Consider the following 16305-nt stretch of genomic DNA (forward strand, 5'->3'; position numbering starts at 1 on the left):
CCGGAGGACGAACGGAGAGGTGATCGATGGGCGTGGCGGGATCCTTTCCCGGCTTCGCGGGGAGGCCCCCCGGCCCGGTCATGGACCGGGACGAGGCGGACCGTGCGCTGGCCCGGCTCGCAGCGGAGCACGAGGCGGTCGAGACCTCGCTCCTCGCCCTCCAGGACCACGCGGGCCGCCGGCTCCTGGAGGGCGCCGACCTCACCGGGGTGACCGAGCGGCGCTGGGCCGCGACCGACCGGTCGATCACCCTTCTGTGGGAGTACTTCGACGCCTACAGCGGGGCTCTGGCCCACGCGCGGGAGATCCGTGCCGCGCGCCGCAACCCGGGCAGGGACGATCTGGCGGCCCTGACCGAGGTGCTGCGCGGCGACAGCGTGACCGTGGCGAACCGGGGGGCCGTCAGCCCGCAGGCGGCCACCGGCGAACCTGCCAGGCTCGCCGAGCGGTTCACCCTGGAGGAGCTGGTCGCCCGGATGAACGACCTGTACGCCCGCTCGTTGGACATGGTCGTCGCGGCCGACTCCGTGTGGTCGGCGCTGCCCGCCCGTATAGACCTCCTCGCCGCCGAACTCCGCCGCACCCGTTCCCTGGCGCACTCCGTCGGTGTGAGACCCGGGGAGCACCCGTCGGGGGACGACCTGGAGCGCATCACCGAGGAACTGACCACGCTCCGCGCGCAGGTGATCTCCGACCCGCTGGCCTTCTGGCTGCCCGGGCCGGGCAGCGCCGCACCGGGTGGCGGGCGCCCCGACACCGCCCGCTACGACCGTGCCGCCAGGGCCCTGGAGGACGTACGCCGGGAGATCGAGGCGGTCCTGGCCGTCCGTCAGGACGCGGAGCAGCGCCTGGTGCGGCTCCGGGACGTCCTCTCCCGTGCCGACCGCACCCTTTCGGAGGCGCGCTCGGCCCGTGGTGAGGTGCTGGCCAAGATCGCCGCTTCGGAGGTCCCTGCCGTCAGCGGACCGCCGACCGCCCTGCAGGAGCGGCTGGCGGCCGCCTCCGAGTACCGCAGGCACGCCCAGTGGAACAGGCTCTCACCGCTGCTGGACTCACTGGAGCGGGAGGCGGAGGACGAACTCCTGCGCGCCCGGGACTCGCTGACGTCCGTGACCGCTCCTCTCGCTGTCCGCGCGGAGCTGCGGGGCAGGCTGGACGCCTACCGGGCGAAGGTGTCGCGGCACGGTCTGGCCGAGGACCCGCTGCTCATCGAGCGGTACGACGCGGCCCGCCGGATGCTGTGGAGCGCCCCGTGCGATCTGCGGGTCGCCGAGCAGGCGGTGCTGCGCTACCAGCGGGCGGCCGCGGATGTGCTGACCTCGCGCGGGAGCGTGCACGACGGACAGGGGGAGACATCGTGAGTACGCAGTGCCAGCGCCCCGACTGCGAGGGGAGCTACGAGGACATGGGGGGCGGGGAGCTCTACTGCGACACCTGCGGCCTCGCTCCGGTCGTCTCCCCCACGGGGATGGTGGGTTCGCCGCCGACCGGCATCGCCGGCGGTGGTGCGGGCAAGGGCAGCGGAAGCTCCTCCCGGAGTTCGGGCTCGCAGGCCTCCGGGCGCGCCTCGTCCCGCTCGTCGACGTCCCGGCGTTCGGTCTCGGGCCGGCTCTCCCGTTCCTTGTCGGGGCGCCCCACCTCCCGTTCGGTCTCGGTGCGTTCCTCGGGCTCCTCCACCGGCGCCGCGTCCGGGCGGGGCCGCCTGGGCGTGGGGCTCGTGCTCGTCCCCGACGTCCCGCGCCCCGACCCCCGGTCGGCGGTGATGAGCGATCCGGAGGTCCCCGAGCGGAAGCGGTTCTGCTCGCGTTCCGACTGCGGCGCCCCGGTGGGCCGGGCGCGGGGTGAGCGCCCGGGCCGCACCGAGGGGTTCTGCACCAAGTGCGGCCACCCGTACTCCTTCGTGCCGAAGCTGCGCGCCGGTGACATCGTGCACGGCCAGTACGAGGTGGCGGGCTGTCTGGCGCACGGAGGGCTCGGCTGGGTCTATCTCGCCGTGGACCGGGCGGTCTCCGACCGCTGGGTGGTGCTCAAGGGCCTGCTGGACACCGGGGACCAGGACGCCATGGCGGCGGCCATCTCGGAGCGCCGCTTCCTCGCGGAGATCGAGCACTCCAACATCGTCCGCATCTACAACTTCGTGGAGCACCTGGACCAGCGCACCGGTTCGCTGGACGGCTACATCGTCATGGAGTACGTCGGCGGCAAGGCGCTCAAGGAGATCGCCAACGAGCGCCGGACGCCCGAGGGGAGGCGGGACCCGCTCCCCGTCGAACAGGCCTGTGCGTACGGGATCGAGGCGCTGGAGGCGCTGGGGCACCTGCACAGCCGCAACCTGCTCTACTGCGACTTCAAGGTCGACAACGCGATCCAGACCGAGGACCAGCTCAAGCTGATCGACATGGGCGCGGTGCGCAGGATGGACGACGCGGAGTCGGCCATCTACGGCACCATCGGCTACCAGGCGCCCGAAGTGGCCGAGGCCGGGCCGTCCGTGGCCTCCGACCTCTACACCGTGGCACGGACGCTCGCGGTGCTGACCTTCGACTTCCAGGGCTACACCAACGTCTTCGTCGACTCCCTGCCCGATCCGGACAACATCGAGGTGTTCCGCAGGTACGAGTCGTTCTACCGGCTCCTGGTGCGGGCGACGGACCCGGACCCGGCCCGCAGGTTCTCCTCGGCGGCCGAGATGGCCGAGCAGCTCACAGGGGTGCTGCGGGAGGTGGTCGCCCTGCAGACCGGCCGCCCTCGGCCCGCGCTCTCGACCCTCTTCGGCACCGAGACGCGCGTGACCGACACCGTGCTGTTCCCCGAACTGCCGGGCGACGTCTCGCTGCTCGGCGCGCGGACCGGGGGCGGCGGGCGCCTCCGCCGCCGCGGGAGGGCTGCCGCGCTCCCCGCTCCGGCCGCCCCCGTCCTTCCCGCGCAGCCACCCGGCCCCGCCGCGCGGGCGGTGGTGCCGGGTGCGGGTCCGGTCCACGCTCCCGACACCCATGTCAGCGGCGCGGCTCCGGCCTACGCCCCGCCTCGGGCCGCCGTACCCGCTCCCCGCCCGGCGGTCGCGGAGCCCGTCCCGGCGCCGGGCGTGCACGCCCCGGCGGGTCCGCGGCTCGCGGCCTTCGACGCGCGGGCGGCCTCGCTGGCACTCCCGGCGCCGAGGGTCGACCCGAACGACCCCAACGCCGGTTTCCTGGCGGGCGTGATGGCCTCGGCACCCGCGGAGCTGCTCGCCGCCCTGCACTCGGTGCCCGCCGCCTCGCTGGAGACCAGGCTGCGGGAACTGCGCGCCCGCCTGGAGCTGGGCGAACTCGAATCGGCGGCGGCGGCGCTGACCGCGGTGGAGGACCGGTACCCCGACGACTGGCGGGTCGTCTGGTACCGGGGCGTCGCCTCGCTGGTGACCGGCGACGACGAGACCGCCGCGCTCTCCTTCGACGCGGTCTACGACGCGTTCCCGGGCGAGCCGGCTCCGAAGCTCGCCCTCGGGGTGTGCGCGGAGGTGCTCGGCCAGCTGGACAACGCCGCCGAGTACTACCGCCTGGTGTGGGCCACCGATCCGGGTTTCGTCAGCGCGGCGTTCGGCCTGGCCCGGGTCCAGATCGCGTCCGGTGACCGGGTGGCGGCGGTGCGCACCCTGGAGTCCGTGCCGGAGTCGTCGATCCACTACACGGCGGCCCGGGTGGCCGCCGTGCGCGCCAGGCTCCGCGGCCGCTCCCCGCGGGAGCCGCTGTTCGACGACCTGTCGGCCGCCGCCGGCCAGGTGACGGCGCTCCAGGGTTACGGCCTGGACGCGGTGAGACGTGAACGGCTCTCCACCGAGGTGCTGGGGACGGCGCTCGACTGGGTACTCTCCGGTGGTCCCGCGGATCGGCCTGCCGCTCCGCTCTCCCCCGCACCCCCGGGCCGGAGGACGGTGCTGGGCAGCGAGCTGGACGAGCGGGGCCTCAGATCCGGTCTCGAACGCTCGTACCGGATACTCGCCCGGCTCGCGCAGCAGGGCGACGAGAGGATCGAACTGGTGGGGCGGGCCAACCGTTTCCGCCCCCGGACCTGGGTGTGAGGATGTCACAGATGCACCAGAAGGCCTCCTTGCCGGGATGCCCCAGCTGCGAGGAGCCGCTGGAGCCGGGCGACCTTTTCTGCGGGGCGTGCGGGTACGACCTCGCGGCCGTGCCCGCGCCTCCGGGCGACCGTCCGACGGTCGCCGTCACGGTGCCGGCGCAGGGTGCTCCGGAGGCGGCCGCCGCCCAGGTGGAGTGGCCCGCCGCGTCGGTGACGGACAGTTCCGACCAGCCGGCGCCTACGCACCGCCCGGCCGACCTTCCGGGGGTCGACTCCGGCGGCAGGCCCCTGACGGCCGGCGAGCCGGCCGTCCGCCACGACCAGCCGGGTGGTGGCGGACCAGACGACACCTCGGGCGACTTCGAACTGGCCGCGCCCGATCCCCGTACGGCGGAGCACGCGCCGGCGGGCGCCCCGACCGCCGGTGCCAAGGTCTGCGTGGCCTGCCGCTCGGGCCGGGTCGACCCCGACGGCTACTGCGAGAACTGCGGCCATGCCCAGCCGCGCGAGCGGGACCACATGGAACAGGAACTCGGTTCGGTGGCCGCGGTCAGCGACCGCGGCCTGCGCCACCACCGGAACGAGGACTCCTTCGCCGTCTCCTCGACGGCCCTGCCGGACGGCTCACCGGCTGTCGTCGCCATCGTGTGCGACGGCGTCTCCTCTGCGAGCCGCCCGGACGAGGCGTCGGCGGCGGCGGCGCGCGCGGCCAACGAGGCGCTGCTGGAGTCGCTGCCGCGCGGCACGCATCCGCAACAGGCCATGCACGACGCGATCCTGGCGGCGTCCGAGGCCGTCGACGCCCTGGCCCGGGAGCCGGGCGGGGCGTCCGCGCACGACCAGCACCGCCAGGAGAACGCCCCGGCCTGCACCCTGGTGGGCGCGATCGCGGCCGGCGGGCTGCTCGTCGTCGGCTGGGTCGGTGACAGCCGTGTCTACTGGGTTCCCGAGGACCGTTCGCAGCCGCCGGCCCGGCTGACGGAGGACGACTCCTGGGCCGCGCAGATGGTCGCGGCCGGCCTGATGAACGAGGCGGAGGCGTACGCCGACGAACGCGCTCACGCGATCACCGGGTGGCTCGGCGCCGACGCCTACGAACTGGAGCCGCACACCGCTTCCTTCGAACCGGACCGCCCCGGCCTGGTGGTGGTCTGCACCGACGGCCTGTGGAACTACGCGGAGGCGGCGGGGGACATGGCGGCGGCCGTGCCTCCCGAGGCGCACCGGCGGCCGCTGCACGGCGCCCGGGTGCTGGTGGGTCACGCGCTCGACGGCGGGGGCCACGACAACGTAACAGTGGCGCTGCTGCCGTTCGCCGTGGCGGCGCGAGGGGCAGGATCGGCCTGAGCCGTGAGCCGCCGGCCGTTCCCCGGCCGGTGGCCCCGGCGCGTGCCGCACCTGTCCGGTCCCTGCCCCGCCCCCAGTCCTCCGCCCGCTCCCTCCACTCGCCTCCCGCTTCTCTCCGTGGGTCCCCGTGCCGCCCCCGATCCGTCCGCCCGTCCGTCCGTCGTCACCGGATCCGTCTGTCCCGGCCGGACACAGCCGCCGGACAGAGGTGGAGCCTCAAGGAGCCCGTCAGATGGCCAAGTTCTTCAAGTCGACCGTGCCGCAGTTCTCCGTGGAGGTGTACCAGAACGCCTTCCTGCCCGAGGGCGGCCGCGACGTCAACGCGATCGTCACGGTCACGTCCACCGGCGGAGGCACGACCGGTGGTGTACCGCTCGTGGACGGCGTTTCCGCGCCGGGACGCGCAGCGGACGCCGCCGTGGTGCTCATGGTCGACTGCTCGGGTTCGATGGACCATCCCCCGGCGAAGATGCGCAACGCGCGTGACGCGACGGCGGCGGCCGTCGAGACCCTGCGGGACGGCACCCGCTTCGCCGTGGTCGCCGGGACGCATGTGGCGAAGGACGTCTATCCGGGCGGGGGGCGGCTGGCCGTCGCCGACGCCCGCACCAGGGCCGAGGCGCGGGACGCCCTGCGCGGGCTGACCGCGGGCGGGGGCACGGCGATCGGCACATGGCTGCGGCTGGCCGACCGGCTGTTCGCGGTGTCCGAGGCGGACATCCGCCACGGCATCCTCCTGACCGACGGGCGCAACGAGCACGAGTCCCCGGATGATCTGCGGGCCGCCCTGGACGCCTGTGCGGGCCGGTTCACGTGTGACGCGCGCGGGGTCGGCACCGACTGGGAGGTGAAGGAGGTCACCGGGATCGCCTCGGCCCTGCTCGGCACGGCCGACATAGTCGCCGATCCGGCGGGGCTGGCCGCGGACTTCACGCGGATGATGGAGGACGCGATGGGCAAGGAGGTCGCGGATGTGGCGCTGCGGCTCTGGACCCCGGTGGGTGTCGAGATCGTCTTCGTGAAGCAGGTGGCGCCCACGGTGACTGACCTGACCGGCCGGCGCGCTCAGGCGGGCCCGCGGGCAGGGGACTACCCGACGGGCTCATGGGGCGACGAGTCCCGGGACTACCACGTGTGCGTGCGGGTTCCGGAGGCGGGGATCGGCCAGGAGATGCTGGCGGCCCGGGTCTCGCTGATCCTCCCGGCCGCGGCCGAGGGGGCCGCTCCGCAGGCGCTCGCACAGGGCCTCGTACGAGCCGTGTGGACGGACGACCTGGCCGCGTCCACCGCGATGAACCCTCAGGTGGCGCACTACACGGGGCAGGCGGAACTGGCACAGGCCATCCAGCAGGGGCTGGATGCCCGCAAATCGGGAGACTTCGACGGCGCTACGGCGAAACTCGGCCGCGCGGTGCAGCTCGCGTCCGCTTCCGGGAACGCGGATACCGCCAAGCTGCTTTCGAAGGTGGTCGACGTCGTCGATGCGGCGACCGGTACTGTGCGACTGAAAGCAAGAGTCGCGGAAGCGGACGAGATGACACTCGAAACGCGCTCGACCAAGACAGTTCGTGTCAAGAAATAGCGGGACGAACGACAACGACACAGCCGTACGGTGGGCACCGGCCGACCGGACGGCGCGCCGACGAGCATGACGGCCTCCGGGCCGGACGAGGAGAGGGGGAAGCGCCGACATGCCGACCTGCCCGAACGGACACCAGTCGGGTTCCGAGGACTGGTGCGAGGTCTGCGGACACCGCATGGCCGGGACGAACGCACCTCCGGTCCCGCCGCCGCCTCCCCCGCCGCCCGCCTCCGGCTACGGCTACCCGCAGGGGGGCTCCGGGCAGCCGACCGCCCAGGCGGAGCTCTGCCCGCAGTGCCGCACCCCGCGTGAGGCGATGGCACCGTTCTGCGAGGAGTGCCGCTGGAACTTCCTCACCAACACCGCCACGTCCTACACCCCGATAGCGCCGCGGGGCGGTCCCGGCCCCGGTCCCGGGCTCAATCTGCCGCCCGGGTTCCAGGCCCAGCAGGGGCCTGACCCGCAGCAGTCGCGCGACCCGTTCGAGTACCAGGGCTCCCGGCCCTCGCAGGTGAACCGGCCGGCCGAACCGCTCTCCCCCGAGCAGGAGAGCCGCCCCGGTCCGCCGCCTCCCCCGCCGTCCTTCCAGCAGGGGCCGCCTCCTCCGCCGTCCTTCCAGCAGGGGCCGCCGCCCCCGCCCTCCTTCCAGCAGGGGCCGCCCCCTCCGCCGGCGTTCCAGCAGCAGTCGCCGTCCCCGTTCGAGCCGCAGGGACGGCCGGACGGGCAGGCGCCCGGTCAGCCGGGGCCGAGCGGCCCGCCGTCGATGTTCGACCCGCAGGGACGGCCAGGGCAGCAGAACCCGGGCCCGCATGCCCCGGGCCGGCCCGGAACGAACCAGCCGGGACCGGACCAGCCGGGCGGCGGCCGTCCGTCGGTCTTCGAGCCGCAGCACCAGGGCGGCCCGCCGCCCCCGCCCGCGTTCCAGCAGCAGTCCGCGCCGCCCGCTCCCTCGCAGCCGCAAGCCCCCCGGGCCGGTGAGGACGACGACTGGATGCTGCCTCCGCCCTCCCGGCGGGAGCAGCCTTCGCAGGGGTTCCCGCAGGCGCCCGGGGCTCCGCAGCCTCCTCAGCAGCAGTTCCCCGGCCAGGCGCCCGCCCAGGAGGGAAGGGACCAGGGTCCCGGCAGCTGGCAGGCGGTGATCGCCCCGGACCGTGACTACTTCATGGCGATGATGCAGCGCAGCGGTCCCGAGGCGACCGGGCTCAACCTGCCCGCCTACTCCCCCGAGCAGCGCCTCCCGCTCACCGGCAGCCAGGTCACCATCGGCCGGAAGCGGCACAGCACGGGCGAGTCCCCGGACATCGACCTCGCCGTTCCGCCGGAGGACCCGGGCGTCTCGCACCAGCACGCCGTGCTGGTGCAGCAGCCGGACGGCAGCTGGGCCGTGGTCGACCAGAACTCCACCAACGGCACCACGCTCAACGGCGCCGAGGATCCGATCCAGCCCTACGTTCCCGTCCCGCTCCAGGACGGCGACCGGGTGCACGTGGGCGCCTGGACGACGATCACGGTCCGCCGCGACTGATCCGCCGCGTCGAGGCGGCCGCCGGGGAGCGGGGTCCTAGGACCCCGGTCCTCGGCCGCCGCGTCTGCGACGATGGACGGGTGACTGAGATTCCGCGCGACACGCTTCAGGAGCAGACCTTCTACGAGCAGGTCGGCGGCGAGGAGACCTTCCGGCGTCTGGTGCACCGCTTCTACCAGGGCGTCGCGGGCGACCCTCTGCTGCGGCCCATGTATCCGGAGGCGGACCTCGGCCCGGCGGAGGAGCGCTTCGCGCTGTTCCTGATGCAGTACTGGGGCGGTCCGCGCACCTACAGCGATCAGCGTGGCCACCCCCGGCTGAGGATGCGGCACGCGCCGTTCCAGGTGGACCGGGCGGCGCACGACGCCTGGCTCGGCCACATGCGGGTGGCGCTCGACGAGCTCGGCCTCCCGGCCGAGCAGGAGCGCCAGTTGTGGGACTACCTCACCTACGCGGCCGCGTCCATGGTCAACACGGCGGGCTGAGCCCGTACGCAATCCGGTGCCGGGAGATCGCTCAACGGTCACGATCGAGTCAAGGTCGGCCCACGAGCGGTTTCCATGTGCCCGTGTGCTCTGAAAGCATCTCCGTGACGCCGGGGGGCGTGCGGGGCGTGAGGCTTTTCGGGTTCGGGGGATCGGGTGACGGGGTTCGTCCTTCTGCGGGTACGCGCGCACCGGCTCCTGCTCGCCGCCGCCCTGCTGGCGGTGCTGCTGACCACCTGTGTCCTGGCGGCGCTGACGGCGTTCTCGGGGTCGATGGGCGACGCCGCCCTGCGGCAGACGCTGACCGGGCGCTCGGCCGCCGACGCCTCTCTGCTCGTGACGGCGGACGTGACGCCCGAGCGGCTCGCGGACGCGGACGCCACGGTGCGCCGTGCCGCCCGGTCCACCTTCGACGGGCTTCCGGTCGCCGTACGCACGCTGGAGAGTTCCGGTTCCTACGCGCTGCCGCACGCCGGGGGTTCCGCCGGGCGGCGTGAGGAACCCGACCTGACGCACCTGGCCTCGCTCGACCGGAGCCGGGTGCGCCTCGTCGAGGGGCGGATGCCGGCCGCCGGGGCCGACGGTGCGAGGGGGCCGGTGCAGGTGGCTCTGCCGCGGGCGGCGGCCGACGCCCTGAAGCTGCGGCCGGGTTCCCGCCTCACCCTCACCGACCGGCTGAAGAACGCCGCGCTGCCGGTCGAGATCACCGGTGTGTACGAGCCGTACGACCTGACCGATCCCTACTGGCTGCTGGACCCGCTCGCCGGGCGCGGCGTCCGCACGGTCGTCTTCACCACGTACGGTCCGCTGATGGCCGACCCCTCGGTCCTGCACTCGGGCAGGCTGAGTCCGGGGCAGGCGGCCTGGCAGGCCGGAGCCGACTTCCGCACGGTGACGACCGGGAGGGCGGAGGCGCTGCGCCGGGCGGCCACGGACGGCCCGAAGGCGCTCTCGGGCCACTTCGGGGACGGCGCCACCGTACGGATCGCGCTGCCGGAGGTCATCGACCAGATCCAGCGGGCGCTGCTGGTGTCCCGCTCCACCCTCATGATCGTCGCCGTCCAGCTCGTGCTGATATCCGGATACGCCCTGCTGCTCGTCGCCGGGCTGCTGAGCACCGAGCGCGCCGGTGAGACCGGTCTGCTGCGGGCGCGGGGTGCCTCGCGCCGCAGGATCGCCTCGCTCGCCGCCGTCGAGGCGCTGCTGCTGGCGCTGCCGGCCGTCCTCGTCGCCCCCTTCCTCGCGGGTCCGCTGACCCGGCTGCTCGCCGCCCGGAGCGAGCTGGGGCGGATCGGGATCCGGCTCGACGGCGGTGCGGGCGGCGCGGTGTGGCTGGTCGCGGGTGCCGTCGCGCTGGCGTGCGCGGCCGCCGTCGTCGCACCCGCCCTGGCCGCGGGCGCCGGTGGCCGCCGGGGTGCCCGCGCCTCGGCTCTGCCCTCGTCCGTGCGGGCGGGAGCCGACATCGGGCTGCTCCTGATCGCGGGGGTCGCGTACTGGCAGCTGGACCGGCAGACCGGTTCCTCCGGCACCGGTGCGCTCAGCGGCGACCGCCGGGGTGAGCTGGGCGTCGATCCGCTCCTGGTGGCCGCCCCCGCCCTGGCGCTTCTCGCCGGTACGGTGCTGACCCTCCGCCTGCTCCCGCCCGCCGCGCGGCTCGCCGAACGGCGGGCCGCGGGTGGACGCGGGCTGTCGGCGGCCCTGGCGGGCTGGCAGTTCAGCCGTCGCCCGCTGCGCGGGGCGGGCCCGGTGCTGCTGCTGGTCCTGTCGGTCGCGACGGGGATGCTGGCCATCGGCCAGAGCGCCTCCTGGGAGCGTTCGCAGGAGGACCAGGCGGACTTCAGGTCCGGCGCGTCCGTACGTGTGGTGGGCGTCGGCCAGGCGCAGGGCCCGGCCTACTCCGGTCTGCCCGGGGTCCGCGCGGCGGCGCCCGCCTACCGTACGACGGCCGATCTCTCGGGCGGCCGTACCGCCGAGGTCCTGGCGCTGGACACGGAGCACGCGGACGAGCGGATGCTGATGCGCGGGGACCTCGCGGGCGACCGGCCTCGGGAGGTGTTCGAGGCGATAGCGCCTGAGCGGACCGCCAGGACCGGGGTGCCGCTGCCCGAAGGCGGTGAGCGGATGCTCCTCGATCTCCGGATCCGTGACACCACCGCACCGGGCGGGAGGTCTCCGTCCGGGTCGACGGCACTGATCAGCGTGCTGCTGGAGGACCGCTACGGCATCGGGTACCGGGTCGGGGCGGGGACGGTCCCGGTGGACGGACGCGCGCACACGCTGTCCTTCCCCGTGTCGGCGGCCGCCGGCATCGCTGTGACCGGCTTCGAGGTCGACAGCCGGGTCCCCGAGGGCCGCGCCGAGACCCGGCTCGTCTCCGTGAGCGGGCTCAGGGCCCGCACCGAGGACGGTGAGGAGCGGCCCGCGGCCGCGTCGGAAGGCGTGCGCTGGCAGGCGGCGGCGACCATGGCGGCGGCAGGGGAGGAGCAGGCGACGAAGGCGCCCCGGGCGGTGAGCCCCGCGGGCTCGTCACCGGCCTACCGCTACGAGACGGGGCACACCGCCCCCGGCGGCGGTTACCAGGGTGATCCGGTCAGCACGCTGCGGATCACCGCCGCCCGTCCGGCGGCGCCCCCGCTGAACGCCGTGGCGACCGACGCCTATCTGACGTACGCGGGGGCCGAGGTCGGTCAGGAGACCGACCTCACGCTGGCCGGCGGCACGGTCAGGGTGAAGCTCGTGAAGGCGGTGCGGCAACTGCCCACGACCGGCGGGGGCGCCGCCGGATCCGACGCCCCGGCCGACCCCTCGGTGCAGCCGGGCGGTGGCTTGTTGCTGGACCTCAGGGCGGTGTCCCAGGTGCTCGCCCACCGGTCCGGCGCCGCGCTCGCGCCCACGGAGTGGTGGCTGAGCACGGATCCCGGCAGGAGCGCGAAGGTCGCGGCCGCGCTGCGTGCCCTGCCGGGCATCGACCCCGCGCAGGTCCACGTCCGCGACGAGGTGGCCCGGGAGCTCTCGGACGATCCGCTGGGCGCGGGTCCCCGGTCCGCGCTGCCCGCCATCGCTGTGGTGGCCGCCGCGCTGGCCGCCGTCGGCTTCGCCGTCGGCCTGGTGGGCTCGCGGCGTGAACGTGCCGCGGAGTTCGCCGTGCTGCGGGCCCTCGGCGCCCCCCGTCGCGGACTCGCCAGGATGCTGGCTGCCGAACAGGGGGTGCTGATCGCCCTGGCCCTGCTGATCGGTCTCGCCCTCGGGGCGGTGCTCACCAAAGCCGTCGTACCGCTCGTCGTGCTGACGGGACAGGCCACCAGGCCGGTGCCCGACGTGCTGGTGCTGCTTCCCCCCGGGCAGGTGGCGGTCCTGCTGGCGGGGGTGGCGGCGCTGCCGCTGCTGTGCGTCGCCGCGATCACACTGCGCCGCACCGATCCCGCGGTGTCGCTGCGCCACCAGGGGGACAACTGACATGAGACCCTCCAAGATCCCCGCGGCCTGCGTCCCCTGGGTCCGCACCAGGCTGCGCACCGCCCCCGGTGTCTCCGCCGCCCTGGCGGTCCTGGTGTTCCTGACCGCCTTCCTCGCCGCCGCGTTCCCGCGCTCGGTGGACGCCTACGAGACGAAGGCGCTGCGGCACGACGTCGTGACGGCCTCCCCGGGCCGCAGCGTGCTCGAGGTGGCGTCGCCGCCGCCACCGCTGGGACAGGCACCGCCGGTCCGTGAGAACGCGATGCGGGAGGACTCCCTGGCGTCCGCCCAGGGGGCTCTGGCCCGGGCGCTCCCGGACCCGGTACGCGCCGATGTGGCCCGCTCCTCGTACGGGGTGCACACCACCGAACCCCTGCCCGCCGAGGAGCCGTGGCTGCCCCGCCCGGACGCGCTCCCGGCCCGGCTCACCTACGCCGTCCCGTCGGCGCTCCCCGAACACAGCACCCTGCGGTCGGGGCGCTGGCCGGCGGCGCGGGGCGAAGTCACCATGGACACCCGCGAGGTGGAGGCGGCAGTCACCGAGGCGACGGCCAGGGACCTGCGGATGAAGCCGGGTTCGACGCTCGCGGTACCCACGCAGTCGGGCGAGCCGCTGACCGTACGGATCACCGGCATCGTCACCCCGCTGCGCCCGGAGAGCGGCTACTGGGCGGTCGACCCGCTGTTCCGCGCGCCCTCCCTGGTGCGCGACCCGGCGTCCCGGACCCCCGTCTCCTACTGGCGTGCCACCCTGCTCCTGGCCCAGGACGCGGGCCCGGCGCTGCTCGCCACCACCGGTGAACCGGAGCTGTACTGGCGCCTGGCGCCGGACGCATCCGGCCTCACCGCGGCGGACGTCCCGGCTCTGACGGCCGGTGTCGCGGCCGTGGAGAACGGCCCCGGGCTGCTGAAGCTGCGCGATGTCGCCGGGCCGAACGCAGCGCTCACCACGGACCTTGACGCCATCCTCGGCTCCTACTCCGGGACGCGTGCGGCGATCGGCCCGGTGGTCACGGTCGCCGCGGTCGGGATCGGCGCGGTGGCGGCCGTGGTCCTCCTGATGACCTGCGGGCTCATCGGCGCCCGCCGCCACCAGGAGTTCGCGCTGCTGCGCTCCCGCGGGGGTTCGCTTCGGGGCATCGGCGGACGGATGTTCGCCGAGACCGCCGTGGCGGCGGTGCCCGCGGCGGCGCTCGCCCTGCCGGTCGCGGTCCTGCTGATCGGCGAGGCCCGCTTCCTGCCCGCGGCCCTGGGTGCGGCGGCGGTCGCGGCGCTCGTCTGCGTCGTGCTGCCGCTGCACACGGCGCTGCGGCACCGCAGGCCGCTGCTGCACGGCGCCCGCGAGGACGTGGTCGCCACCAGGCCGAGCCGCCGCCGCACGGTGGCCGAACTGACCCTGCTGGTCCTGGCGGTCGGCGCGGTCGTGGCGCTGCGCCGCCGCGGTACGTCCTCGGGTACGGGCGCCGACCTGCTGGTCAGTGCGGCTCCGGTGCTGGTGGGGCTCATCGCCGCGCTCGTGCTCGTACGCCTGTATCCGCTGCCGCTGCGGCTGGCGTCCCGTCCCGTGGCCCGGCTGCGCGGGGCGGTGGGCTTCCTGTCGCTGGCCCGCGCGGGCCGCGCCTCGTCGAGCGGCACCCTGCCGCTGCTCGCCCTGCTGGTCGCGCTGACCACGGCCGCGTTCGGCGGTTCGGTCCTCGCGGGCGTGACCGACGCCCGTGACGAGGCGGCGCTGCGGGCGGTGGGTGCCGACGCCAGGATCAGCGGGGAGGGCGGGCTCACGCGGTTCTCCGGGGACGCGGTCCGCCGGGTGCGCGCCGTGGACGGGGTCGAGGACGTCGCACCCGTGCACATCGAGTACGCGACACCGCTCGCGTCCGCGGTGGAGGCCGGGCCGGACACGAAACGCGCGACGCTGATGGGTGTCACACCCGAGGCGTACTCCCGCCTGGCCCGCTCCACGGGGCTGCCGCCCTTCCCGGCGGCCGCGCTGAAGGACGCGAGGGGCCGGGACGGCGTCCTTCCGGCCGTCGTCTCCCCCGCGCTGGCCGAGCTGCTGGGCGAGCGGCCGCACACCGTGGCGACCGGGTCCGGGGACGTCGAGGTCCGGGTCGCCGCGGTGCTCCCCCGCACCGCCGCGGTGACCGACGCGGAGTTCCTGATCGTCGACGCCGGGCGCCTCGCCGACGGGGACCCCACGACGCTGCTTGTCACCGGTCCGTCGCTCGACGTACGGCAGTTGCGGGCCGCGGCTCGCGAGGCCGGCGCCGGGTTCGGGGTGCAGCTTCGGTCCGAGGAACGCGGCCGGTTCGTGGACACCCCTATGCAGTCCGGTGCCGAACGGATCTACGGGGCGGCGGTCGTCGCCGGTGGAGGATTCGCGCTGCTCGCCGTGCTCCTGTCGCTGCTGCGGACCGCTCCGGAGCGCGCCACGCTTCTGGCCCGGTTGCGCACCATGGGGCTCACCACCCGGCAGGGCAGGCGGCTGCTCGCCCTGGAGGCCCTGCCTCAGGCGCTGCTCGCCGCGGCCGGAGGGCTGCTCGTCGGCTGGGCGACCATCGCCCTGCTGGCACCCGGTATCGACCTGGGCGCGCTGGCCCTGGCCGGCGCCGACCTCGCCGTCCCGCAGGCGGCGTCACTCCGGGCGGACACCCGTTCGCTGGCGCTCCCGGCGGCCGGTGTGGTCGTCCTCACCGCGGCGGTGGCCGGCGTCCAGGCCTGGTGGGCGAGCCGTCGCGGATCCATCAAGGAACTCAGGGCAGGAGACACCCGGTGACATCGTCGACAGAGAGCACCCTGGCCGAGCTGGAGCAGCGGGCCGCCGCGCGCCGTGACCGGCCGTCGTACGGTCACGACGCCCTGATCGCGTGCGACCGCCTGGTACGCATCTTCTCCACGGACGGGGTGGAGGTGCAGGCGCTCCAGGGACTCGATCTCCTCGTCACGGACGGCGAGTTGATGGCTCTGGTGGGCGCCTCCGGCAGCGGGAAGTCCACTCTGATGAACATCCTCGCCGGGCTGGACGTCCCCACGGCCGGCTCGGCGAAGGTCGCGGGCTGCGACCTGCTGGCCATGGGGCAGAAGGAACGGCTGCGATACCGCCGCGACGTCGTCGGGTTCGTGTGGCAGCAGACCTCCCGGAACCTGCTGTCCTACCTGACGGCCGTACAGAACATCACGCTCCCGATGCAGTTGCGCGGCGGCTCGCGCAACCGCGAACGGGCCGCGCGGGCCGAGTCGTTGCTGGCGATGCTGGACGTCGCCGACTGCCGTGACCGCCGGCCCGCCCAGATGTCCGGCGGCCAGCAGCAGCGGGTGGCGATAGCCGTGGCCCTGGCCAACGACCCGGCGGTGCTGCTCGCCGACGAACCGACCGGTGAGCTGGACTCCGCGACGGGCGAGCAGGTGTTCGCCGCCTTCCGCCGCGCCAACGAGGAGCTCGGCACCACGATCGTCATCGTGACGCACGACCAGGCAGTCGCCCAGGAGGTCCGCCGTACGGTCGCGATCCGTGACGGCCGTACGTCCTCCGAGGTGCTGCGGCGCACCGAGGTGGACGCGGCCACGGGAGAGGAGTCCCAGGTGGCGCGTGAGTACGCGATGCTCGACCGGGCGGGGCGGCTCCAGCTGCCGGCCGAGTACACCGAGGCGCTGGGCATGGAGCACCGCGTGATGCTGGAGCTCGAACAGGACCACATCGGGGTGTGGCCGGACGCGCCGAAGGGTTGACATCCTCGCCGCCCTGAAGGACGGCGGTTCCCGCCTACCGTGCCGTTGAGGGCTGCGGTGTCGGGTGGGTTCCTGCTTCGCTGCGCGGTGCCGGAACACGTTCCGGTCTTACCTGCGCTCGA

The 16305-nt window shown here is 74.7% G+C and carries 9 protein-coding genes; all 9 read left to right on the top strand.

Translation table 11 applies throughout. The features are described from left to right. The first annotated feature begins 26 nt into the window (after positions 1–26). Complete coding sequence (locus ACFXOA_RS29175) at positions 27–1361, top strand: hypothetical protein (protein ID WP_385034644.1); 1335 nt, start codon at positions 27–29, stop codon at positions 1359–1361. After that, entirely contained in the window at positions 1358–4060 is a 2703-nt protein-coding gene (locus tag ACFXOA_RS29180; protein WP_385034646.1) for a tetratricopeptide repeat protein, read from the top strand. Before ACFXOA_RS29175 ends, ACFXOA_RS29180 begins: the two co-directional genes overlap by 4 nt. A gap of 2 nt (positions 4061–4062) precedes the next feature. Then, complete coding sequence (locus ACFXOA_RS29185; RefSeq protein WP_385034648.1) at positions 4063–5409, top strand: PP2C family serine/threonine-protein phosphatase; 1347 nt, start codon at positions 4063–4065, stop codon at positions 5407–5409. Between the two features lie 232 nt (positions 5410–5641). Then, on the top strand, positions 5642–6991 hold the full coding sequence (locus ACFXOA_RS29190; RefSeq protein ID WP_385034650.1) for a VWA domain-containing protein: 1350 nt from the start codon (positions 5642–5644) through the stop codon (positions 6989–6991). A gap of 109 nt (positions 6992–7100) precedes the next feature. Then, on the top strand, positions 7101–8516 hold the full coding sequence (locus ACFXOA_RS29195; RefSeq protein ID WP_385034652.1) for an FHA domain-containing protein: 1416 nt from the start codon (positions 7101–7103) through the stop codon (positions 8514–8516). Positions 8517–8596: 80 nt separating this feature from the next. Beyond that, positions 8597–9001, top strand: a complete 405-nt coding sequence (locus ACFXOA_RS29200; protein ID WP_362549657.1) for a globin — start codon at positions 8597–8599, stop codon at positions 8999–9001. A 156-nt stretch (positions 9002–9157) separates the two neighbouring features. Then, positions 9158–12457, top strand: coding sequence for an FtsX-like permease family protein (locus ACFXOA_RS29205; RefSeq protein ID WP_385034653.1), 3300 nt, complete (start codon positions 9158–9160; stop codon positions 12455–12457). 1 nt (position 12458) lies between these two features. Continuing rightward, complete coding sequence (locus ACFXOA_RS29210; protein WP_385034655.1) at positions 12459–15230, top strand: FtsX-like permease family protein; 2772 nt, start codon at positions 12459–12461, stop codon at positions 15228–15230. After that, positions 15227–16183 carry an ABC transporter ATP-binding protein gene (locus ACFXOA_RS29215; protein ID WP_385034657.1) on the top strand — a complete coding sequence of 319 codons (957 nt, stop codon included), beginning with the start codon at positions 15227–15229 and terminating at the stop codon, positions 16181–16183. The genes ACFXOA_RS29210 and ACFXOA_RS29215 overlap by 4 nt, the downstream gene beginning before the upstream one ends. The last annotated feature ends 122 nt before the right edge of the window (positions 16184–16305 follow it).

The sequence above is a fragment of the Streptomyces sp. NPDC059166 genome (genome assembly GCF_042755185.1).
GTDB lineage: Bacteria > Actinomycetota > Actinomycetes > Streptomycetales > Streptomycetaceae > Streptomyces.

What these genes read in the sequence shown, in the direction of transcription:
- ACFXOA_RS29195 (WP_385034652.1), top strand. Translation starts at nt 7,101, where the DNA reads ATGCCGACCTGCCCGAACGGACACCAGTCGGGTTCCGAGGACTGGTGC.
- ACFXOA_RS29175 (WP_385034644.1), top strand. Translation starts at nt 27, where the DNA reads ATGGGCGTGGCGGGATCCTTTCCCGGCTTCGCGGGGAGGCCCCCCGGC.
- ACFXOA_RS29185 (WP_385034648.1), top strand. Translation starts at nt 4,063, where the DNA reads ATGTCACAGATGCACCAGAAGGCCTCCTTGCCGGGATGCCCCAGCTGC.
- ACFXOA_RS29210 (WP_385034655.1), top strand. Translation starts at nt 12,459, where the DNA reads ATGAGACCCTCCAAGATCCCCGCGGCCTGCGTCCCCTGGGTCCGCACC.
- ACFXOA_RS29190 (WP_385034650.1), top strand. Translation starts at nt 5,642, where the DNA reads ATGGCCAAGTTCTTCAAGTCGACCGTGCCGCAGTTCTCCGTGGAGGTG.